This is a genomic window from Marivibrio sp., assembly GCF_040218065.1.
GTDB lineage: Bacteria > Pseudomonadota > Alphaproteobacteria > UBA8366 > Aestuariispiraceae > Marivibrio.
In genome coordinates, this window is the sequence record NZ_JAVJQE010000013.1 from 601,167 (window position 1) to 621,424 (window position 20,258).

21 protein-coding genes are annotated in these 20,258 nt (G+C 68.1%); 15 read left to right on the top strand and 6 right to left on the bottom strand.

The genetic code is table 11. The annotated features are described in order from the left end of the window. Positions 1-124: 124 nt before the first annotated feature. The 10 genes from alr to RIB45_RS14735 all read left to right on the top strand — a co-directional run bounded on the left by alr (position 125) and on the right by RIB45_RS14735 (position 9,722). Positions 125-1,282 (top strand): alanine racemase, encoded by a 1,158-nt coding sequence (alr, locus tag RIB45_RS14690; RefSeq protein WP_350051136.1) that lies wholly within the window; start codon positions 125-127, stop codon positions 1,280-1,282. After that, on the top strand, positions 1,279-2,052 hold the full coding sequence (locus RIB45_RS14695) for an MlaE family ABC transporter permease (RefSeq protein ID WP_350051137.1): 774 nt from the start codon (positions 1,279-1,281) through the stop codon (positions 2,050-2,052). Before alr ends, RIB45_RS14695 begins: the two co-directional genes overlap by 4 nt. After that, the gene (locus RIB45_RS14700; protein ID WP_350051138.1) at positions 2,049-2,834 is read left to right on the top strand and encodes an ABC transporter ATP-binding protein; all 786 of its coding nucleotides are present in this window, start codon (positions 2,049-2,051) and stop codon (positions 2,832-2,834) included. Before RIB45_RS14695 ends, RIB45_RS14700 begins: the two co-directional genes overlap by 4 nt. Before the next feature lie 55 nt (positions 2,835-2,889). Next, positions 2,890-3,519 (top strand): class I SAM-dependent methyltransferase, encoded by a 630-nt coding sequence (locus RIB45_RS14705; protein ID WP_350051139.1) that lies wholly within the window; start codon positions 2,890-2,892, stop codon positions 3,517-3,519. 130 nt (positions 3,520-3,649) lie between these two features. Further along, a complete protein-coding gene (yghU, locus tag RIB45_RS14710; protein WP_350051140.1) occupies positions 3,650-4,537 on the top strand; it encodes a glutathione-dependent disulfide-bond oxidoreductase in 888 nt (295 codons plus the stop codon). Positions 4,538-4,671: 134 nt separating this feature from the next. Continuing rightward, a complete protein-coding gene (locus RIB45_RS14715) occupies positions 4,672-5,046 on the top strand; it encodes a hypothetical protein (protein ID WP_350051141.1) in 375 nt (124 codons plus the stop codon). Positions 5,047-5,233: 187 nt separating this feature from the next. Further along, on the top strand, positions 5,234-6,652 hold the full coding sequence (gene radA / locus RIB45_RS14720; protein ID WP_350051142.1) for a DNA repair protein RadA: 1,419 nt from the start codon (positions 5,234-5,236) through the stop codon (positions 6,650-6,652). 86 nt (positions 6,653-6,738) lie between these two features. Beyond that, positions 6,739-7,467, top strand: coding sequence for a CvpA family protein (locus RIB45_RS14725; protein ID WP_350051143.1), 729 nt, complete (start codon positions 6,739-6,741; stop codon positions 7,465-7,467). A gap of 34 nt (positions 7,468-7,501) precedes the next feature. After that, complete coding sequence (purF, locus tag RIB45_RS14730) at positions 7,502-8,992, top strand: amidophosphoribosyltransferase (protein ID WP_350051144.1); 1,491 nt, start codon at positions 7,502-7,504, stop codon at positions 8,990-8,992. A 4-nt stretch (positions 8,993-8,996) separates the two neighbouring features. Next, entirely contained in the window at positions 8,997-9,722 is a 726-nt protein-coding gene (locus tag RIB45_RS14735; RefSeq protein ID WP_350051145.1) for an SDR family NAD(P)-dependent oxidoreductase, read from the top strand. 28 nt (positions 9,723-9,750) lie between these two features. On the opposite strand, the gene RIB45_RS14740 is transcribed toward RIB45_RS14735, so the two are convergent. The 4 genes from RIB45_RS14740 to RIB45_RS14755 form a co-directional block, all read right to left on the bottom strand. Continuing rightward, positions 9,751-10,176 carry a hypothetical protein gene (locus RIB45_RS14740; protein WP_350051146.1) on the bottom strand — a complete coding sequence of 142 codons (426 nt, stop codon included), beginning with the start codon at positions 10,174-10,176 and terminating at the stop codon, positions 9,751-9,753. A 63-nt stretch (positions 10,177-10,239) separates the two neighbouring features. After that, positions 10,240-11,835 carry a ribosome biogenesis GTPase Der gene (gene der / locus RIB45_RS14745; RefSeq protein ID WP_350051148.1) on the bottom strand — a complete coding sequence of 532 codons (1,596 nt, stop codon included), beginning with the start codon at positions 11,833-11,835 and terminating at the stop codon, positions 10,240-10,242. A gap of 51 nt (positions 11,836-11,886) precedes the next feature. Beyond that, positions 11,887-13,215: an outer membrane protein assembly factor BamB family protein gene (locus RIB45_RS14750; protein WP_350051150.1), complete on the bottom strand. Its 1,329-nt coding sequence runs from the start codon at positions 13,213-13,215 to the stop codon at positions 11,887-11,889. Further along, complete coding sequence (locus tag RIB45_RS14755) at positions 13,212-13,865, bottom strand: tetratricopeptide repeat protein (protein ID WP_350051151.1); 654 nt, start codon at positions 13,863-13,865, stop codon at positions 13,212-13,214. Before RIB45_RS14755 ends, RIB45_RS14750 begins: the two co-directional genes overlap by 4 nt. Before the next feature lie 233 nt (positions 13,866-14,098). Here RIB45_RS14755 and RIB45_RS14760 point away from each other — a divergent pair, with 233 nt between their 5' ends. From RIB45_RS14760 to RIB45_RS14780, 5 genes are all read left to right on the top strand, one after another. Beyond that, entirely contained in the window at positions 14,099-14,428 is a 330-nt protein-coding gene (locus tag RIB45_RS14760) for a hypothetical protein (RefSeq protein ID WP_350051152.1), read from the top strand. Between the two features lie 136 nt (positions 14,429-14,564). Beyond that, entirely contained in the window at positions 14,565-14,906 is a 342-nt protein-coding gene (locus RIB45_RS14765) for a DUF2794 domain-containing protein (protein WP_350051154.1), read from the top strand. A gap of 148 nt (positions 14,907-15,054) precedes the next feature. Next, positions 15,055-15,357: a hypothetical protein gene (locus RIB45_RS14770; RefSeq protein ID WP_350051156.1), complete on the top strand. Its 303-nt coding sequence runs from the start codon at positions 15,055-15,057 to the stop codon at positions 15,355-15,357. A 398-nt stretch (positions 15,358-15,755) separates the two neighbouring features. After that, a complete protein-coding gene (locus RIB45_RS14775) occupies positions 15,756-16,091 on the top strand; it encodes a GcrA family cell cycle regulator (RefSeq protein ID WP_350051157.1) in 336 nt (111 codons plus the stop codon). A 152-nt stretch (positions 16,092-16,243) separates the two neighbouring features. After that, a complete protein-coding gene (locus RIB45_RS14780; protein WP_350051158.1) occupies positions 16,244-17,359 on the top strand; it encodes an AI-2E family transporter in 1,116 nt (371 codons plus the stop codon). A gap of 1 nt (position 17,360) precedes the next feature. On the opposite strand, the gene RIB45_RS14785 is transcribed toward RIB45_RS14780, so the two are convergent. Continuing rightward, positions 17,361-18,515 carry a pyridoxal phosphate-dependent aminotransferase gene (locus tag RIB45_RS14785; protein WP_350051160.1) on the bottom strand — a complete coding sequence of 385 codons (1,155 nt, stop codon included), beginning with the start codon at positions 18,513-18,515 and terminating at the stop codon, positions 17,361-17,363. Between the two features lie 34 nt (positions 18,516-18,549). Further along, complete coding sequence (locus RIB45_RS14790; RefSeq protein WP_350051162.1) at positions 18,550-20,238, bottom strand: gamma-glutamyltransferase; 1,689 nt, start codon at positions 20,236-20,238, stop codon at positions 18,550-18,552. Between the last annotated feature and the right edge of the window lie 20 nt (positions 20,239-20,258).

The window sequence follows — 20,258 nt, forward strand, 5'->3', positions numbered from 1 at the left end:
CGCGCCGCCTGAGGCCCCCGCCTGCGCGGGGGCGCCCGTCTTCATTCAAAACCGTTGTGATCCCAGCCGACGAATTCGGGGAGCCCCTTTCCCCCGCCCCCGCAATCGGGCTAAACAAGCGGCGATGACGAACGCTGCGCCCTTCCCCCATTCGCCGACCGAGCTCATCATCGATCTCGACGCGCTGGCCGACAATTGGCGCGTGCTGCGCGACCGTGCGGCCGAGGGCGGCGCCTTCGCGACGGCTGTCGTCAAAGCCGACGGCTACGGGCTGGGGATCGCGCCGGTCTCGGGCGCGCTGCATCGCGCCGGCTGCCGCAGCTTCTTCACCGCCCATCTGGACGAGGCGATTCGCCTGCGCGCGATCCTGCCCGGCGCGGATGTCGAAATCTCGGCGATGAACGGCCTGATGGCGGGGGAGGAAAGCGTCTACGCCGAACACAGGATCGCGCCGACGCTGAACGACCTCGGCCAGATCGAGCGCTGGCGGGCGTTCTGCCGCGCCGAAGAGAGCGCGCCTCCCGCCAACCTGCATGTCGACACAGGGATGTGCCGGCTGGGCTTGCCCGGGCAGGAAGTCGAGCGCCTGACCGCGGAGCCGGAGCGCCTGGAGGGCTTGGCGATCGACCATCTGATGAGCCACCTCGTCATGGCGGACGCGACGGATGCGCCGATCAATCGGCGCCAGCAAGAGGATTTCGCCGCGATCTGCGCGCGCTTGGCCCCGCCCCGGCGCGGGCGCATGCTGGCCAACAGTTCCGGCTGCTTCCTGGGCGCCGACTGGCTGTTCGACTGCGTGCGGCCGGGGATTTCGATCTATGGCGGCAAGCCCAACGATCTCGGCCCGAACCCGATGAAGCCGGTGGTGCGGCTGGCGGCGAAAATCCTGCAAATCCGCGACGTTGACGCCCCTCAGACCGTCGGATACGGTGCCGCGCATCGGGTGGAGGGGCCGACCCGCGTGGCGACCGTAGCGGTCGGCTATGCAGACGGTTATCTGCGCACGGCCGGCGCGGGCCCGATCCCGAAGGGCGCCGTCGCCCATATCGGCCAGCAGGAGGTCCCGGTGATCGGCCGCATCTCGATGGATCTGACGACGCTGGACGTCAGCGCCGCGCCCGAGGCGCGCGTCGGCGACGTCATCGACATGCTGGGTCCGCTTAACACCGTCGACGACCTGGCGGACGCGGCGGGCACCATCGGTTATGAAATCCTGACCTCGCTCGGCCCGCGCTATCGACGCACCTATCTCGGCGCGGGCGCGGAAGGCCTCTCGGCATGAACCCGTTTCGCCCGGTCGGGCGCGCCTTCATCCGCTTCCTGGCGGCGACGGGCCGTCTCATGCTGTTCGCGGTCAACGGCGTCAGCCACTGCGTGCGTCCGCCGATCTACCCGCGCCTCATCGGCCAGCAGATGATCGACATCGGCTACTATTCGCTGCCGGTGGTCGGGCTGACGACCTTGTTCGCAGGCATGGTTTTGGCGCTGCAGAGCTACACCGGCTTCGCGCGCTTCTCGGCCGAGGGCGCGATCCCCTCGGTGGTCGTGCTGTCGATCACGCGGGAGCTGTCGCCGGTGCTCGCGGGCCTGATGATCGCGGGGCGCATCGGCGCGGCCATGGCGGCCGAGCTCGGCACGATGCGCGTGACCGAGCAGATCGACGCGCTCGAGACGCTTTCGACCAATCCGTACAAGTATTTGGTCGCGCCCCGGCTGATCGCGGGCGTCACGATGATGCCGCTGCTGGTCCTGATCGGCGACGTGATGGGCGTGTTCGGCGGGTATGTCGTCAGCGTGTTCAAGCTGGGCTTCAACGCGCAGACCTACATCGTCAACACCTGGAATTTCGTCGAGGCGATGGACATCATATCGGGCCTCGCCAAGGCGGCGGTCTTCGGCTTCCTGGTGGCGCTGATGGGCTGCTATCACGGCTACAACAGCCGCGGCGGCGCGCAGGGCGTGGGCGCTGCGACGACCAACGCGGTGGTCAGCGCCTCGATCCTGATCCTGATCTTCAACTACCTCATCACCGAGATGTTCTTCGCCCAATGAGCGCCGCGACCGACACGCCGAAAATTAAGCTGACGGGCGTCGCCAAGGCGTTCGGAGAGAAGCGCGTGCTGCGCGGCGTCGACCTTTCGGTCGCGCCGCAGGAATCCCTCGTGATCATCGGCGGTTCGGGCTCAGGCAAGTCCGTCATGCTCAAGTGCATTCTGGGTCTGATAGCGCCGGACGCGGGCGAAATCGAAGTGGACGGCCGGCCGGTGACCCGGCTGAGCCCGGCCGAACGCGAAGAGGTGAACAGCCGCATCGGCATGCTGTTCCAGAACGCCGCGCTCTTCGACAGCATCAGCGTCTGGGAGAACGTCGCCTTCGGCCTGATCCAGGGCAAGCGCATGGACCGCGCGAAGGCCAAGGACATCGCGATCAAGAAGCTGTCCGACGTGGGCCTCGATTCGGACGTGGGCAATCTGTCCCCGGCCGAGCTGTCGGGCGGCATGCGCAAACGTGTCGGGCTGGCCCGCGCCATCGCCGGCGACCCGGACATTATCTTCTTCGACGAGCCGACCACGGGCCTCGACCCGATCATGGGCCACATCATCGACGATCTGATCGTCCATTGCGTGCGTCAGGTCGGGGCGACCGCCGTCTCCATCACCCACGATATGCCGAGCGCCCGGCGCATCTCCGATCGCATGGCGATGCTCTACAAGGGCGAGATCATCTGGGAAGGCCCGACCGACCAGGTCGACGACAGCGGCAACCCCTATGTCGATCAATTCATCCGGGGGTCGGCCGAGGGCCCGATCCAGATGGAGTTGCGCAAACTCTGAACCGACGTCGCGGCCTGCGTCGGCGAGCCTGATCGGCCCAGCGAGGAGCCGCCGGATGACAGCCGCTCGTTTTTGGGACCGTTGGGCGGAACGCTACGCCGCCCGGGAGATATCGGACCCGCAGGCCTACGAGGAGAAGCTGCGCCGCACGCAGGCGCATCTGCGCCCCGACATGGTCGTGCTGGAACTCGGCTGCGGCACGGGCGGAACCGCCCGTCGTCATGCGCCAATCGTCGCGCGCTACCTCGCAACGGACGCCTCCCCCGAAATGATCCGCATCGCCCGGGGGAGGATGACCGACGACTCACCGTCCGGCCTCAGCTTCGCGGTCGAGACCGTCGAGGAGGCGATCGCGGACGCCGGACGCAAAACTGACGCCCCGGACGCTATCCTCGCGCTCAGCCTGCTGCATCTGTTGCCGGACTGGCGCGAGTCGCTGGCCGGGATCGCGCGATCGCTGAAACCAGGCGGGCTGTTCGTCTCCAACACCTTCTGTTTCCGCGACAGCCACCCGTGGCTGCGGTGGGTGTCGCGGCCCTTCCAGGCGGCGGGCCTGCTTCCCCGCTTCGCGCATCTGCGCGAAGCCGAGTTGATCGCGGCGATCGAGGCGGCCGGCTTCCATGTGCTGGAGACTTGGCGACCCGACCGGAAAGCGGCCCTGTTCGTGATCGCGCGGGCGCGCTGAAGCCGGCCGGTGATTGTTTCCATTCGATCACAAGGCCGTGGCGGCGCTTGTCTGGCGCGTCGCCGGGGCCAGATAGTGGAACGATCGGTTGCGAACCGACAGCCATCGAACAAGAGGGGATATGACCAGCATGAGCGACACCGACGCCAATCCCGACGCCCAGCCGCCCGGCTATCAGCCGCCCAAGGTTTGGGAGTGGAGCGACGCAAACGGCGGCAAATTCTCCAAGACCAATCGCCCGATCGCCGGCCCGACGCATGAGAAGGAACTGCCGGTCGGCGACAATCCGTTGCAGCTTTATTCGCTGGCGACGCCGAACGGCGTGAAGGTCACCATCATGCTGGAGGAGTTGCTCGATCTCGGCCACACGGGCGCCGAGTACGACGCCTATACGATCGACATCGGCGACGGCGATCAGTTCGGCGGCGGCTTCGTTGCGATCAATCCGAACTCCAAGATTCCGGCGCTGCTTGACCGCAGCCAAGATCAGCCGATCCGGGTCTTCGAGAGCGGATCGATCCTGCTTTATCTGGCGGAGAAGTTCGACGAGTTTCTGCCCAAAGACCCCGCGACGCGGACCGAAACGCTGAATTGGCTGTTCTGGCAGATGGGCAGCGCACCCTATCTCGGCGGCGGCTTCGGCCACTTCTACGCCTATGCGCCATTCCCCCAGAAATACCCGATCGATCGCTTCGCGATGGAGGCCAAGCGCCAGTTGGACGTGCTGGACCGGCGCCTCGGCGAAAGCCGCTTCCTGGCCGGCGACGCCTACACCATCGCCGACATCGCCGTCTGGCCCTGGTACGGGGTGCTGGCGCTCGGCAAGCTCTACGACGCCGGCGAGTTCCTGCAGGTGCAGGACTACAAGAACCTGCAGCGCTGGACGCGGGAGATCGGCAAACGCCCGGCGGTCGAGCGCGGCCGCATGATCAACCGCAAGTGGGGCGACGAGAACACGCAGATGTTGGAACGCCACGGTCCCGCCGACTACGAGGGCAAGGCGGGCGTTAAGATCTGACGGACGACGTCAACCCTCCCGTCTTGACTAATTCGGCCCCCTAACAATATGGCCGTTAGGGACGGACGCCCCGCCTTCCCGGCGGGGCGTTTCTTTATCCCCACCCCGCATCACGACGCAGAGGAGGATCCCCGATGAAACGCACGACTTTCGCCCTGACCCTCGCCGCCGCCGTCGCCGCGCCCGCCGCGGGCGCGTTGGCGGAGGACTGCGGCGCGCGGATCAATCAGGTGGCCGCCCATCCGGCCATCGAGACCGAGACCGCCGTGGACGGCGAGACCGTCGTCAAGCGCGGCGACGCGATCGAGACCGAGGGCGGGACCACCACCTACAGCGAAAGCGGACCCGCCGTGCCGCGCGAGAACTGGTTCGGCGACGCGCCGCAATTCTCCGCGCTGCTCGGCTATCTTGAGACGGCGATCGAGCATAACGAGCGGGGCGACGAGGCGGCCTGCAACGAAGCCGTCGGCGAAGCCGAGGATCTGCTGAAGAAGCACGGCTCCGGATGATGGGCGCGCGCCCGCGCGACCAAATAGCCCACCATAAACTGTCGGCTCGGCCTTGAACCAGGATGCGGGGCGACGACAAGGATCGGCGCGTCTGAAGCGGCCCAATCCGGCCCGCGCGCCGCTGGCCAGCCTCGCGAATCTGCGGCACAGTGCGGGCGGTTCCCGACGCCTCGTCCCAGGAGTTCCGATGGCCCGCTCCGCCAGCCGTTTCATCTGTCAGAGTTGCGGCGCGGTCTATCCGCGCTGGCAGGGCCGATGCGAGGCCTGCGACGAATGGAACTCGATCTCCGAAGAGGCGGTCGAGAGCGCGCCCCCGATCGGCGGGAAGGCCAAAGGGACGAGCGCGGCCGCGCGTCGCGGCAAGGCGGTGGAGTTCGTCGCGCTGGACGGCGTCAATCAACGCGCGCCGCGCCTCAAGACCGGCATGGCGGAGGTCGACCGCGTGCTCGGCGGCGGGCTGGTCGACGGCTCGGCCGTTCTGATCGGCGGCGATCCGGGCATCGGCAAATCGACCTTGCTGCTGCAGGTCACGGCCGCGCTGTCGAGGCAAGCGCGGGTCGCCTATGTCTCGGGCGAGGAGGCGATCGATCAGGTGCGCATGCGCGCCGACCGCCTGGGCGTCAAGGACGCGGCGGTGGAACTGGCCGCTGCGACCAGCGTCCCCGACATTCTGGCGGCGATCGACCGGCCGGACGGGCCGAAGGTCGTCGTCATCGATTCCATCCAGACCATGTATGTCGATCTGCTGGACAGCGCGCCCGGCACCGTCAGCCAGGTGCGCGCGGCCGCGCAGGAGTTGATCCGGGTCGCCAAGCGGCGCGGCGTCGCGATGCTGCTGGTCGGCCACGTCACCAAGGAGGGCGCGATCGCCGGACCTCGCGTATTGGAGCATATGGTCGACACGGTGCTCTATTTCGAAGGCGAGCGCGGCCACCCCTTCCGCATCCTGCGCGGCGTGAAGAACCGCTTCGGCCCGACCGACGAGATCGGCGTCTTCGACATGACCGAGCAGGGGCTGCAGGAGGTGAAGAACCCCTCCGCCCTTTTCCTCGCCGATCGCCAGGAGGATGTGGCGGGCGCAGCCGTCTTCGCCGGCATCGAAGGCTCCCGTCCGATGCTGGTGGAGATCCAGGCGTTGGTCGCGCCAAGCGCCTACGGCACGCCGCGCCGCGCGGTGGTGGGTTGGGATTCGAACCGGCTGGCCATGTTGCTGGCGGTTCTGGAGTCGCGCGCGGGGCTGGACTTGGCCGGTCGCGACGTTTACTTGAACGTCGCAGGCGGCCTTCGTATTTCGGAGCCGGCGGCTGATCTGGCGGTGGCGGCGGCGATCGCCTCCGCCCTGACCGGCGAGCCGGTGCCGGGAGAGACGGTGGTCTTCGGAGAGATCGGGCTTTCCGGCGAAGTGCGCACCGTCGGGCGCTCGGACGCGCGACTCAAGGAAGCGGCCAAGCTCGGCTTCAAGCGGGCGATCGCGCCGCGGCGCGCCGGCGAGAAGGGCGGCGGGCGGACGGGCGGCGGCGGCGTGCGCGTGAGCGAGGTCGCCGACGTCGGGCGTCTGGCGGCGGTGTTGGCCGGCGACGGGCCGGCGTTGAGCCGGACGGCCTGATCCGACAGGCCGACGGCGGGCCGCTTCAAGCGGCGAGGCGGTTCAAGCCGCGGGACGAAGGTCCCCGGCTCCCAAGACGGAAGAGCATGCTGGACGGTCTTCCCATCACCATCGTCGATCTCGTAGTCGTCGGCTCGATCCTCCTCTTCGCTGTTCTGGCGAGTTTCTGGGGGTTCATGGGGCTCGTGACCGGAATCGGCGCCTGGATCGGCGCGGGCGCGGTCGCGATCCTCTACTATCCGCAGGCCCAGGATCTGGCCCGACGCCACATCGAGACCGAGCTTTTCGCCGATCTGGCCGCGGGAATCGGGCTTTTTGCAGGCGCGTTGATCCTGTTCCTGGTGGTGAGCGCCGTGCTCTCCCATATGGTGAAGGAAAGCGCGCTGGGATCGATCAATCGGGCGCTCGGTTTCGTGTCGGGCGTCGCGCTCGGATACGTCGTCGCCTGCGTCTTCCTGATCGGCTCGATCCTCGTCTTCACCGAAGAGGAACTGCCGGGAAGCGTCACCGACGCGCGGCTCTACCCGCTGGTGCGCGCCGGCGGCGTGGCGCTGCTGGCGACCGTGCCCGATGAGTTAAAGACCGAAGGTCTTTCGACGCTTGAGAAAACCAAGACCCAGGTCGACGACGCGCAGCGCGCCAAGGAGCTTTACGATACGCTGAACAACCCTAAACCGCGCTCGGGAGACGATCCGGCGCAGGAGGGCGCGGACGGAACCGAGGACGCGGACCCAGCCGGCGCGAGCGGCGACCAGGGCTATGCGCCCGCTGAAAACGACCAGTTGGACAATCTTTTGGATCAGGTCGACCGGTGATGATCGGATCGACTGACGCGAGGGCCCCGACGCCATGAGTCACGACGCCACGCAGCACCCCATACCCGACGTCACCACCAATCCGTTCGACGACGACAAGCTGCGCGAGGAGTGCGCCGTCTTCGGCATCTTCGGCACCGAGGACGCGGCCGCGCACACCGCGCTCGGCCTGCACGCCCTGCAGCACCGCGGGCAGGAGGCGAGCGGCATCGTCACTTATGACGGCGAGGAGTTCCGCGCCCACCGCGCGCTCGGCCAGGTGGGCGAGGTTTTCGGGCGCCAACAGGTGATGGAGCGGCTCAAAGGCTCGGCCGCCATCGGCCACAATCGCTACTCCACCACCGGCGACCCGATGGTCCGCAACACGCAGCCGCTGTTCGCCGATTTCGAGTTCGGCGGCCTGGCGGTCTCGCACAACGGCAACTTGACCAACGCCGTCCATTTGCGCCGCGAACTGGTGCACGGCGGCGCGATCTTTCAGTCAACGACGGACACCGAGGTCATCATCCACCTGCTGGCCCAGGCCAAGGGCGGCGTGACCGACCGGTTGACCGAAGCGCTGCGCCGGGTCGAGGGCGCCTACAGTCTGGTCTGCCTGACGCGCAAGAAGCTGATCGGCGTGCGCGACCCGCTGGGCGTGCGCCCGCTGGTCCTCGGCAAGCTGGGCGGCGCCTACATGCTGGCCTCCGAGACCTGCGCCTTCGACATCATCGGCGCGGAGAAGGTGCGCGACGTCGAAGCCGGGGAGATGATCGTGATCGACGACGAGGGCGTTCACTCCACCTTCCCCTTCCCGCGGCTGAAGACCCGGTTCTGCATCTTCGAGTACGTGTATTTCTCCCGCCCGGACAGCGTGGTCGAGGACAAGAGCGTCTATGAAGCGCGCACCGCCATCGGCCGTGAACTCGCACGCGAGAAGCCGATTGAGGCGGACGTGATCGTCCCCATCCCGGATTCGGGCGTGCCCAGCGCCATCGGCTACGCAGAGCAGTCGGGCGTGCCCTTCCAGTACGGCATCATCCGCAACCACTATGTCGGGCGCACCTTCATCGAGCCGACCGACGAGATCCGCAATCTTGGCGTCAAGCTGAAGCACAACGCAAACCGACAGGTGGTCGAGGGCAAGCGCATCGTGCTGGTCGACGACTCGATCGTGCGCGGCACGACCAGCCGCAAGATCGTCGAGATGATGCGCCACGCCGGCGCGACCGAAGTGCACATGTGCATCGCCAGCCCGCCCACGACCTACAGCTGCTTCTACGGCGTCGACACGCCCGAGCGCGACAAGCTGCTGGCGGCGAAGTATTCGTTGGAGGAGATGCGCACGCTGATCGGCTGCGACAGCCTGACCTTCATCTCGATGGACGGGCTCTACCGTGCGGTCGGGCTGGCCGGCCGGGACGCGGCGCGCCCGCAATACTGCGACGCCTGCTTTTCCGGCGAGTATCCGATCCCGCTGACCGACCAGGAGCGCCAGCCCGGCAAATCGGCGCAGCTTTCCCTATTGAGAGAACAGGCGAGATAATCTCATGTCAGGTCGATTGGAGGGGCGGATCGCGCTGGTAACGGGCGCCAGCCGGGGAATCGGACGCGCGGTCGTGGAACGCTTCGCGCAAGAAGGCGCGCATGTCGTCGCGCTGGCGCGCACCGTCGGGGCGCTCGAAGAGCTGGATGATGCGATCAAGGCGGCCGGCCGGTCCGAGGGCGCGACGCTCGTGCCCGTCGATCTGCGCGATCTCGACAAGATCAACATGATCGGAGCCTCGCTGCACGAGCGTTTCGGGCGGCTGGACGTGCTGGCCAGCGTGGCCGGAGAGTTGGGCGGCCTGTCGCCGGCGCACCATTTGGCGCCGAAGACCTGGGACAAGACGCTGGCCCTGGACCTTACGGTCAATCATCGTCTGATCCGCGCCTTCGATCCGCTGCTGCGCCAGGCCGAGGCGGGCCGCGCGATCTTCACGACCTGCGTGCGCGGGCGCGAGCCGAAGGCGTACTGGGGGCTGATGGCGGCCGCCAAGGCGGGGTTGGAGGCGCTGGTCAAGAGCTACGCCCAGGAGCTGGAGAAATCCGCGCTGCGCGCCAATCTGGTGGACCCCGGGCCGTGCGCCACGCGGCTGCGCTTCCAGGCCTTCCCGGGCGAGCCCGAGGACGCCCAGATCGCGCCGAGCGACCCGGCCGTCACCGACCTCTATGTCCGTCTGGCGGAGGCGTCCTGCGTCGAGAACGGCGTCGTGCTGACCCGCGAGGCCCCCTAGCGCCGACGCCGCTCTTCGGCGCCGCCGGTTAGCGAATTTTCCGCATCCGCCAAACGCCGGTGCATTCCTCAGACAGCCACGTCCCTTCGGCCTCATCGCCGTCAAAGGCGCCCTCCAGCTCGGCCGAGTCCACCTCATAGCGCGCGAACATCCGGCCGTCGGCGAGGTCGCCGTCTTCCAAGATGAAGCCGGTGAGAGGATTGGAGCCGGTGCGCTGGCGCACCATGCCGTCTATCGAACCGCCTTCGATCGTCGCGCGCAGGCCGCCGCGCGTGATCTCGCAGGATCGGGTGCGGGTGACGACCTCGAAATGGCCGACCCAGGCGCCGTCATAGGCGGCGCTGGCGCCCCGAATTTGGCGCATCGCCTCGGTGCAACCGACGAGCGCGAGCGCCGCCAGCGCAAGCGCCGTCAGCGCCGCCGCGCGCAGGAAAGACGCTTGGGAAACGGGCATCGGCTCCTCCTTCTCGTCGTAACGGACGTCGGTCGGCGGTTTGCGCGGCGGCGTCGCGCCGGCTCAGCGCTTCGGCGCGAACGGGTTCTTACCCTGCCGCACGGAGAGCCGCAACGGCGTCCCGTTCAGACCGAAGTCCGCGCGCAGGCCGTTCGCCAGATAGCGCAGATAACTCTCCGGCAGGCCGGCGGCCTGCGATGCGAAAAGGATGAAGGTCGGCGGCCGGATGCGGGCCTGGGTCATGTAGCGGATTTTGACCCGCCGGCCCTTCACAAGAGGCGGCGGGTGGGTTGCGGTGCGGTCCGCAAGCCACCGGTTCAGCGCGGAGGTGGGGATGCGCTTGTTCCAAACGTCGTAGACGCGGAACGCCTCCTCGATCAGCTGGTCGAGATTGCGGCCCTTGAGCGCCGAGACGGTCACGATCGGCGCGCCGCGCGCTTGCGGCAAAGAGGTCTCGAAGCGGTCTCGCAGCTTCTGCATCGCCTCCTTCTTGTCGACGATGCTGTCCCACTTGTTGGCGGCGATGACCAGGGCGCGACCTTCCTCGAGAACCTGCCGGGCTATGGTCAGGTCCTGCTTTTCCAGCATGTCGTTGGCGTCGAGCAGCAGCGCCACCACATGCGCGAAATCGATGGACCGGCGGGTGTCGAGGGCCGAAAGCTTCTCGACCTTGTCCGTCACCTTGGCCTTCTTGCGCAGGCCGGCCGTGTCCACGAGCTTCAGCGAACGGTCGCGCCAAAGCCAGTCTAGGGCGATGGAATCGCGCGTGATCCCAGCCTCCGGGCCGGTCAACAGCCGGTCCTCGCCGATCAGGCGGTTGATCAGGGTCGACTTGCCGACATTCGGTCTTCCGACCACCGCGAGCTGCATCGGCTTGGCCCGCAGCGCCTCTTCCAGCGCCGCCGCCTCCTCCGGCAGATGGTCGGCCTCTTCGGGCACGGCGAAGATCTCGTCGCTTTCGTCGCCGACCTGTTCCCCGTCCTCCTCGAGCGCCGCCGCAAGGTCCGGGAAAAGTTCCGGCGCCCCCTCGGCGGCGACCGGCGTCAGTTCGGCGTCGCGAACGCCGGCGCGCTCGGCGCGCGCCTGCTTCGCGGCCATGCCCTCGGCGATCAGGTCGTAGAGGTCGGAAAGCCCTTCGCCATGCTCGGCCGACAACGGCAGCGGTTCGCCCAGCCCCAGCGCGAAGGCCTCCATCCGTCCCGCTTCGCCGGCGCCGCCCTCGCATTTGTTGGCGGCCAGCGCGACGCGCCCGCCATGGCGGCGCAGAACCTCTGCGAACCGCTCGTCCAGGGGGGCCAGGCCGGCGCGCGCGTCGACCAGCATCAGGGCCAGATCCGCCTCCTGGATCGCACGCTCAGTCTGTTGGCGCATCCGCGCCTCCAGGCTCTTGTCGTGGGCGTCCTCATATCCGGCGGTGTCGATCACTCGGAAAACGAGATCGCCGATGCGCCCCTCCCCCTCGCGCCGGTCGCGGGTGACGCCCGGCGTGTCGTCAACGATGGCCAAGCGCTTGCCCACCAGCCGGTTGAAGAGCGTCGACTTGCCCACGTTGGGGCGCCCGACGATGGCCAACGTGAAAAGGTCCGCGGACGGTGTCGCGAGACCGGCCTTGTCGAGCGCGCGGGAGCCGCGGCGGGACGATGATCGAGAACGCGCCATGGCGCGGGTGATCCTTCTTTCAGAGCCCAGGCGCCGCGGCGGCCCGCCCGCTCACCGATAGGCGATCAGGTCGCCGGCGTCGGTCTGCAGATAGACGATCCCGTCGGCGACGATCGGGGCGATCCGAATCGCCGAACCCACGTCGATCTTGCCGAGAGGGTCGCCGGTGTAGGGCGACATCGACCAAAGCTCGCCCAGATTGTTGCCGATCAGCAGCCGGTCCTTGACCAGCACCGGGCCGACCCACGTGATCGGATCGTCGCGATCCTCCTCGTCCTCGAAGCGCGGCATGGGCGTCGCCCAGCGCACCCGACCGCCCTGGCGAGTCACGGCGAGGAGAATCTGATCGGTGGTCAGCATGAACAGATAGTCGCCGGCGACCCAGGGGGTCTCGGCGCCGCCGATGCGGCGGTCCCAGGCCCGGGCGCCTGTACGCAAATCGATCGCGATCATGCGGCCTGCGTGGCTGACCGCATAGACCAGGCCGCGATCGACCACCGGGCGCGCGCGAATATCGGCCAAGCTGGCCAGCGCGTCGACCCGACGGGTTGAGGTCAGATTCTCCTGCCAGCTTACCCGACCGTTGCCGAGGCGCAGCGCGAACAGTTCGCCCGACGAATAGGGCACGATCACGGTCGCATCCGAAATCGCGGGGCTGGCGGCCCCCAGTAGTCCGGCGGTCTCTGCGAAGCCGGCGTGGCTCCAGACCTGCTCGCCGCTCTCCAGATCAAGCGCCGCCGCCTGGTTGTCCAGCGTGATCGCGACCGCGCGGCCGTCAGTGATCGTGGCGGCGGCCCGGATCGGACCCGACAGGTTGCGCCGCCACAACTCGGCGCCGTCTGCGGCGTTGACGGCGACCACTTCCGCGTAGCCGGTCGTCGCGACCAGAATGCCGTCGGCGTAGGCGAGGCCTCCGCCGAACGCTTCGTCATCCTCGTCCGGCGGCTCCGCGTCGAAGCGCCACAGCCGCGCGCCCGTCTCGGCGTCGAAGGCGCGGATCTCGAAATCGCTGTCCATCGTGTAGATGCGCCCCTGGGCGACGACCGGACCCGAAAGGACGCGCTGGTCGTCGTCGGAGCCCGAACCGATGTCGGCGCGCCAGATCGGCGCCAGATCGTCGCCGGCCATCAGATGATGCATGGCGTGATCCGGATAGCCGCCGGCCTGGGGCCAGCCCTCATTGAGGTAAGGCGGGGGCAATTTGACGGTCAGGTCGGAAAGCCGCGGGTCCGGCTCGACATCGCTTTCGGAGATCATGACCGCGATGCGTTCGCCGGGCAGCGGCGGATCCGCCTCGTCGCCGAACCACCCGCAGCCCCCGAGCAAAAGGCCCGCGCCGATAAGCGTCGCCGACGCCCGCAGAAGAGCGCCCCGGGTCATTCGCCCACCGCGCGCAGGATTTCGGCGGCGCGGCTGCGGCTTTGCTGGGGCGCGTCGGCGCTGTCCGCGATGGCGCTCAGACGCTCGCGCGCGCCGGCGGGATCGCCCGCCTGAAGGGCCAGACCGGCGGCCGCCTCCAGCGCGGTGAAGCGCCACGGCGCGCCGGCCTCTTCGTGCGGGGCGATGCGGGCCAGCAGATCTTCCGCATCGCGCCCGTCGACCTGGGCGGCCTGCGCAATCGCCAACACCTCCGCCAGGTCGCGATAGAGCTCGTCGACGCCTGAATCCGCCGCGATCGCCTCGTAGATCTGCGCCGCCGCGGCATGATCGCCGGCCTGCCCGTAGAGTCCGGCCGCGCGCATCAGCGCCGCCAGCTCATAGCCGCCGGGCGCGTTCTGGGCCAGGCTTTCAAGCCGTCCGGCCGCTTCCGCCGGCGCAGAGTCGATCGACCCCTCGCTCAGCGCGGCCTGATAGCGTTCGGCGGTCTCCAACTGCTGCGAGCGCTCGTAGGAGCGCCACCAGGTGTGCGCCCCTGCAGCCAGGATCGCGATCACCGCCAAAGCGATGAAATAGCGGCCATAGCGCGTCCACAGATTCTTGGCGCGCTCGCGCCGCAGATCCTCTTCGACTTCGGTGAAGATGTCAGCCACGGGGCCCTCGTCCTTGCTAAGCGGCGTCGCGCGCTGTCCGGTGATTGCGCCGAACGCGCGCCGTCGCCTGTATTTACGGAACCCAAGCCGCCGGGGCAACCGGCGCGCGCAGACGACGATGCGCCTCAGGCCGTGGATTTTGGCGCGCATCTTGCTTCTGACGTGACGAGACGATGGACGGACGCGATCGGCGACGCCGCCGCGCGCCCCAGGAACGAGGATTAACAAACGCTATGGTGCGATGGAGCTTGAGAGGCGCCGCGCTGGCCGCGAGCCTGACGCTGGGGGGGTGCATCGGCGGCGTCGGGACGGGTGCGCTGCTCGCCGCCGGCGCGACCACCACGACGGTGCTGGAGGACAAGCTGCCGAGCGACTTCATCGCCGAGGCGGTGACCGGCCAGGATTGCAGCTATATCCGCCAACTGGAAGACAAAGGCCCGTTGTGCCGGCCGGAGCGGCGCGAGGTCATCGAGCGACCGCTCTACTGCTACCGGACGCTGGGCCAGATCGAATGCTTCGAGGAGCGCGACCCGTACGGCATCGGCCAGCGCACGGTGAATTGACGACCCCCCGCCCCTCCCGGTTTCCCGGAATCGATCCTTCCGGCGGCGAGTTCTTTCGGTTACGCTTCGATGACGAACGCCCGGCGACGGGACAGCGTCCTGTCGCGCCGATTGACCGTGGAGGCCGGCCGACCGCATGACGGAGCTGATCGATTTCGCCGATTACCGCCGCCGCGCCGCGCCGAAACAGCGGGTGCGCTTCGATCGCGACGAGTTCCGGCAGTTGATGGACTGCTACTCGCGCCGGGTCATGACCGGAGAGTGGAAAGACTACGCGCTCGATATATACGGGCCGGTCGCGGTGTTCTCGATCTTCCGTCACAGCCTCGAGGCGCCGGCCTACGCCGTCGCCAAGCGCCGCAACGGCAAGGATGACGAATTCATCCTGCGCAGCGGCAAGCGAACCCTGAAACGGGCCCGCGCGCTGCAGGACGTGCTCAGCGTCTTCGACAAGCCGTTGCGGCTGATCGACGGCTGAAATCCTATCTAAGGTTTGAAAGCGCGACGTCGGGACGGTCGGTCCGGCGGAGGGCCGATCCATCCTACCCTAGGAATGTTCGCTTCTTGTTCGGCTATCGCCTACGGCCTATCGTTTCCGCATCACCGACGGCACGGGCGGCGGCGCGATGGGGCGGATCAAACGACAGGCGATCGAGCGGGAGGAGGCGACGCGCCGGCGCGCCGTGCTGGGAGATCTGATCGTCTACGGCGCCGACGTGTTCTGCTGGTGCAATCGATGCGGCCATAACGCGGTTCTGGAGCTTGAGGCGATGCTCGCGCGATTCGGCCCGGCGCAGGAGGTGCCGGGGCTGAGCGCGCATCTGCGCTGCGGCGGCTGCGGCTCCAAGGACGTGGCGACGCGGCCAAATTGGCCCTCCCTCGGCCAAGTGACGCACCATGAGGCGATGGAGCCCCAGGAGAACCCGTAAAAGCGGCGCGCGATTCGCCCGCCGAGTCGCCGCGCCAACATTTTGATTCAGTGAGAGAATTCAGAACTTCGCCGCAGCACGGCCACGATTTCGCCGCGCGGACGCTTGACCCTTCGGCCGGAATCGCGGCGTCCCTTTGCGCGCAAATACGGGAATTGGGCGCGACTCCGCAGAAAAGCGCTTGAGACTCGAAATCACGCCGTATATTGTGCTCATCAGATCAGGCAACACTATATATGGGGACGCGGGGTGAGTCCGCGAACGGGAGAGGTCTGCCCGCGTCCCGCCGGCCAAGCGCCGGTCTTACGCCTGATCCCGCGTAATGACCAGGGGGCGACAAGCCCGCCAGCCCAGGCGGCGCGTCCGAACCCCGCAACCGACGGCGAGGTCTTCGAACGATGGAATGGACGGACGAGCGCGTAGCGACCCTCAAGGGCATGTGGCTGAGCGGGTACACCGCCCGGCAGATCGCGGAGCGCCTGGGCGGCGTCACCCGCAACGCGGTGATCGGCAAGGCGCATCGGCTGGGCCTGTCGACCCGCCCCTCGCCGATCCGCCGGCATGAGCCGGCCCCGATGATCCGCACGGTGGAGCGCACCTGCCAGTGGCCGATCGGCCATCCCGGCAGCGCGGAATTTCACTTCTGCGGCGGCGAGGCCGTCTCGGGCAAGCCCTATTGCGAGAAACACTGCGGCGTCGCCTATCGCCGCGGCAGTTCGGATTCGAACGGCTGAACCGCCGACCGATCCTCCAGGCGGGCGCGGATGACGCTCTGCGGCGGGCGGCGGGTCGAAACGGCCCGCCGCCCGAATGCATGAGCCCCCGGTCGTCATGACGACCCGCAAAGATCCGCCAGACCCGGCGGTCCGCAAAGGCGACGCACAGCATGAGCGACACACCGGCGAGTTCCGACGACGAGGCGAAAGGCCGCCGCCAGAGCGCGGTTCTGGCCGTCTTCGCCTCCTTTGCGCTGGCGGCGCTGGCGATCTACGTCATGGTGGAGGCGCAGTCGATCCTGCTGCCCTTCGTGATCGCCGTTTTCATCGTGATCTTGCTGGACAGCATGACGGCGCGCTTCTGCGCGTTCGAGGTCGGCGGTCGCCGTCTGCCGATGTGGGCGGGGATGAGCGTGTCGATCTGCGTGATGATCGGCGCCCTCGTGCTGCTGGGCGACATCGTCGCGAGCAACATCGCCGCCGTCACCGAGCGGGCCCCGAACTACCAGCAGAACATCCAGGCGCTGCTTAAGAGCTGGACCGAACGTCTCGGCGTCGACGCCCTGCCGAGCGTGCAAAGCCTGGCGCAGGAAATCGACGTCGCGGGCGTGTTGCGCACCGCCGCTTCGCAGATCACGGCGGTCGCCGGCAACATCTTCACGATCCTGTTCTACGTCGTCTTCATTCTGCTTGAGCAAGCGACCTTCAAACTCAAGATCAACGCGCTTTTCCGCAAGGAGGACGACGCCGAGCGAGTGCGCGCCACGGTGCGACGCATCAGCCGCGACATTCAGCGCTATATCGGCCTGAAGACGCTGGTCAGCGCGCTGACGGGTCTGTTCAGCTATGCGGTGATGGCGATCGTCGGGGTCGATTTCGCCGGCTTCTGGGCGGTGCTGATCTTCATCCTAAACTTCATCCCCTATGTCGGCTCGCTGGTCGGCGTCGCCTTCCCCTCGGTCTTGGCGCTGATCCAGTTCCCGAATCCGGTTTATTTCCTGGTCACGGCGGGCGTGCTGACGGGGGTTCAGGTGACGGTCGGCAATGTGATCGAGCCGCGGTTGATGGGCCGGTCGCTCAATCTCAGCCCGCTGGTGATCCTGCTGTCGCTCGCTGTCTTCGGATCGATCTGGGGGATCGTCGGCATGGTGCTCTCGATCCCGTTCATGGCGATCGCGATGCTGATCTGCGCGCAGTTCGAGCCGACCCGCGCCATCGCTGTGGTGCTCTCGGCCGACGGCAAGGTGACGGCGCCCGGCGAGGCCTCCGATTCGAAGCGGGCGTGATCTAGGCGAGCCAGCGCTTGAGCGCCTGCGCGGCGGCTGCAACCTCCTCGGTCGCGCCGGCGTAGGAAAACCGCATGGTGCGATGGCCGCGCGCGCCGTCGAAATCGAGGCCCGGCGTCGCCGCCGCACCGGTCTCCGCCAGCATGCGCGCGCAGAAATCCTGGCTGTCGTTGGTCAGGTGGCCGATGTCCGCATAGAGATAGAAGGCGCCGTCGCCGGGCGCGAGCTCCGTAAAACCGGCTTTCGGCAATTCGCGCTGAAGCAGGGCGCGGCTCTCAGCATAGCGCCGCAAGTTTCCCTGGAGCTCCTCATGGCAGTCAAAGGCGGCGATCGCGGCCTGTTGACTTAAGGTCGGCGGCGAGATGAAGAGGTTCTGCGCCAGGCTTTCGATCGGGCGCAGCAGATCCTCAGGAACCACCATCCAGCCGAGCCGCCAACCGGTCATGGAGAAGTACTTCGAGAAGCTGTTGACGATCAACGCCTCGTCGGAGAGCGCCGCCGCCGTCGTCGCTGCGAAGTCGTAGGTGACGCCGTGATAGATCTCGTCCGAGACGAGGCGAATCCCTTCGCGGCGACAATAGTCGACCAGGCGGCGCATCGCCGGCTCGTCCAGCATCGTGCCCGTCGGGTTTGAGGGGCTGGCGACGATCAAGCCGTCGATCTCGCCCTCGGCGCGGGCCTCGTCGAGTTTCTCGGGCGTCGGCTGGTAGCGCTCCGACGGACCCGTCTCGATCTCGACCGGCACGATCCCCAGCGCCGTCAGGATATGCCGGTAGCACGGGTAGCCCGGCGCGGCCAAGGCGACCCGGTCGCCAGGATCGAAGGCGGCGAGAAATCCCAGAATGAAGGCGCCGGAGGAGCCGGTGGTGACGACCACCCGCCGGGCCGGCACGTCGACGCCGTAGAAGTCGCTGTAATGCCGCGCGATCGCCTGACGCAGCGCCGGCACGCCCAACGCCACCGTGTAGCCGATGCGCTCCTGATCCAGGGCGCGGTGAGCCGCCTCGATCACGCCCTTCGGCGCGGGCGTGCCCGGTTGGCCGACCTCGAGATGGTAGACGGCCCCGCCGCTCGCCTCGCGCTCGGCGGCGGCGTTCATAACCTCCATCACGATGAAGGGCGGGATCGCGCCGCGGCTTCCGATCTTCAACGCCATCGCAGGACCTCCGGCATTAGAGGAGCGGGCCGCGTCAGCTCTCGTCCGCGGCGGTGACCGCCAGACCGAAGCCCCGCGGATCGTTCGCGACCGCGCAAAACGACCCGCGGTTCGGGTTCGGCAGACCGAACGGACAGTGCACCAGGTTGGCGCGCGCCGGCCAGTCGGTGCGCTGCACCTCGTGGCCGCTGATGCGCAGCGCCTCCGCCATCGCGGCCTCCTGCGAGCCGTCCGGCGCATTGCTCTCCAAAACGGTCAAGTTCGGCGCATCGACGCCCAGCACGCGCGGCAGAGCGATCGCCTCGCGCGGCCCCAGGCCGCGCAGCAGCACGTCTGCGGACAGCTGCGTCGACGTCGCCTGGGCGAAGGCGCCGCCGACGGAGGCGACGGCGAATTCGAAGGCGAGGCTGGTGGCGTCGACAGCGACCGCCGGTCCGAGCGACAGCGGGTTGCGGCCCCGTCCCGTCGGCGCGGCGGCCGGGATTATGCCGGTCCCCTCAACCACCCGTCCGGTGCCGAACGGATAATAGTTGGTCAGTTCGCAGGCGACCGCCATCCCCTCCCGATCGACGACGACGAAGCCGGCGCCCGCCGGCGCTTCGACCAGATCCCGGGGCGGTCCGTCGGGCGCCTGTACGGACGCGTCGATCGGACTGTAGCCCGCAAAAAGCCTCGCAAGGCGCGCCTCGGCGATCAGCGATGCGGCGTCTGGGGCGGCGAAAAGATCCGCGCCCAGCCAGCGGCGGCGATCCGCCAGCGCGCGCTTGGAGACCTCGGCCAGCAGATGCGGCCGCTCGCCGTCGCTGGCGTCGGCGTAGCGATCGTCCGCGGCCAACAATGCGAAGCTTTGCGCCATGACCGGACCCGCCTGCGCAGGCGGCGGCGCGACGTGAAGTTCCCCCGTGCCGAAGGGAATCAACAGCGTGCTGCGCCACTCGGGAATGAAGCTTCGCAGGTCCTCGCGCGTCAGAGAGCCGCCGGCGGCTCGGTAGGCCTCGACCAGACGATCGGCGAAGGCGCCGGTGTAGAGCACGCCGCCGCCTTGCGTGCGGATGCGAGCGAGCAATCCCCCGAGATCAAGCTGCGTGAAGCGATCCCCCTCGCCGACCGGCCGGCCGTCGGGGCGCAGGAAAATCTCGCGCAAGTCGGGATCGGCGAAGAGCGCGCCCGCGGCCGGGGCCAACTCGGTCGCGAAAGCGCGGCTTGCGCGATGGCCGAGGCGGGCCAACTGCTCCGCAGGAGCGACCAGCCTACGCCAATCGAGTCGTCCGTAGCGCGCATGCAGCGCGACCATGCCGCGGGTCATGGCCGGCACCGCGGTCGGGCGATCGCCGGCCGGCCCGGAACCGGGGCGCGCGATGAAATCCAGCGCCTCCGTCACGCCCAAGGTCGCGTCATGCACCACGCACGAGCCGCCGCCGCCCAACGTTATGCCGGACGGATAGGTGACCGACAGCGCAAAGCCCATCGCGACCGCCGCGTCTGCGGCCGTGCCGCCGGCGGTCAGCACGTCGCGGCCGACAAGGGCTGCGTTGGGCTCGTCGACCGAGAGGCCGCCGAAGAAACCTTCGATATAGCCGACCTCGCCGAAAGAAGCCTTCTCCTCGCCGTCCCCGGCGCAGGCGGCCAGGGGAAGCGCGAGCGTCAGCACAACGGCGCGCAGCAGCCGCGCGCGCTTCAGGCGGTCGAATAAGGCGTTTTCGCGGCGCGGTTTGCTGGTCATCGCGGGACACACTAGATTAG

What these genes read in the sequence shown, in the direction of transcription:
- alr (WP_350051136.1), top strand. Translation starts at nt 125, where the DNA reads ATGACGAACGCTGCGCCCTTCCCCCATTCGCCGACCGAGCTCATCATC.
- RIB45_RS14695 (WP_350051137.1), top strand. Translation starts at nt 1,279, where the DNA reads ATGAACCCGTTTCGCCCGGTCGGGCGCGCCTTCATCCGCTTCCTGGCG.
- RIB45_RS14700 (WP_350051138.1), top strand. Translation starts at nt 2,049, where the DNA reads ATGAGCGCCGCGACCGACACGCCGAAAATTAAGCTGACGGGCGTCGCC.
- RIB45_RS14705 (WP_350051139.1), top strand. Translation starts at nt 2,890, where the DNA reads ATGACAGCCGCTCGTTTTTGGGACCGTTGGGCGGAACGCTACGCCGCC.
- yghU (WP_350051140.1), top strand. Translation starts at nt 3,650, where the DNA reads ATGAGCGACACCGACGCCAATCCCGACGCCCAGCCGCCCGGCTATCAG.
- RIB45_RS14715 (WP_350051141.1), top strand. Translation starts at nt 4,672, where the DNA reads ATGAAACGCACGACTTTCGCCCTGACCCTCGCCGCCGCCGTCGCCGCG.
- radA (WP_350051142.1), top strand. Translation starts at nt 5,234, where the DNA reads ATGGCCCGCTCCGCCAGCCGTTTCATCTGTCAGAGTTGCGGCGCGGTC.
- RIB45_RS14725 (WP_350051143.1), top strand. Translation starts at nt 6,739, where the DNA reads ATGCTGGACGGTCTTCCCATCACCATCGTCGATCTCGTAGTCGTCGGC.
- purF (WP_350051144.1), top strand. Translation starts at nt 7,502, where the DNA reads ATGAGTCACGACGCCACGCAGCACCCCATACCCGACGTCACCACCAAT.
- RIB45_RS14735 (WP_350051145.1), top strand. Translation starts at nt 8,997, where the DNA reads ATGTCAGGTCGATTGGAGGGGCGGATCGCGCTGGTAACGGGCGCCAGC.
- RIB45_RS14740 (WP_350051146.1), bottom strand. Translation starts at nt 10,176, where the DNA reads ATGCCCGTTTCCCAAGCGTCTTTCCTGCGCGCGGCGGCGCTGACGGCG.
- der (WP_350051148.1), bottom strand. Translation starts at nt 11,835, where the DNA reads ATGGCGCGTTCTCGATCATCGTCCCGCCGCGGCTCCCGCGCGCTCGAC.
- RIB45_RS14750 (WP_350051150.1), bottom strand. Translation starts at nt 13,215, where the DNA reads ATGACCCGGGGCGCTCTTCTGCGGGCGTCGGCGACGCTTATCGGCGCG.
- RIB45_RS14760 (WP_350051152.1), top strand. Translation starts at nt 14,099, where the DNA reads ATGGTGCGATGGAGCTTGAGAGGCGCCGCGCTGGCCGCGAGCCTGACG.
- RIB45_RS14765 (WP_350051154.1), top strand. Translation starts at nt 14,565, where the DNA reads ATGACGGAGCTGATCGATTTCGCCGATTACCGCCGCCGCGCCGCGCCG.
- RIB45_RS14770 (WP_350051156.1), top strand. Translation starts at nt 15,055, where the DNA reads ATGGGGCGGATCAAACGACAGGCGATCGAGCGGGAGGAGGCGACGCGC.
- RIB45_RS14775 (WP_350051157.1), top strand. Translation starts at nt 15,756, where the DNA reads ATGGAATGGACGGACGAGCGCGTAGCGACCCTCAAGGGCATGTGGCTG.
- RIB45_RS14780 (WP_350051158.1), top strand. Translation starts at nt 16,244, where the DNA reads ATGAGCGACACACCGGCGAGTTCCGACGACGAGGCGAAAGGCCGCCGC.
- RIB45_RS14785 (WP_350051160.1), bottom strand. Translation starts at nt 18,515, where the DNA reads ATGGCGTTGAAGATCGGAAGCCGCGGCGCGATCCCGCCCTTCATCGTG.
- RIB45_RS14790 (WP_350051162.1), bottom strand. Translation starts at nt 20,238, where the DNA reads ATGACCAGCAAACCGCGCCGCGAAAACGCCTTATTCGACCGCCTGAAG.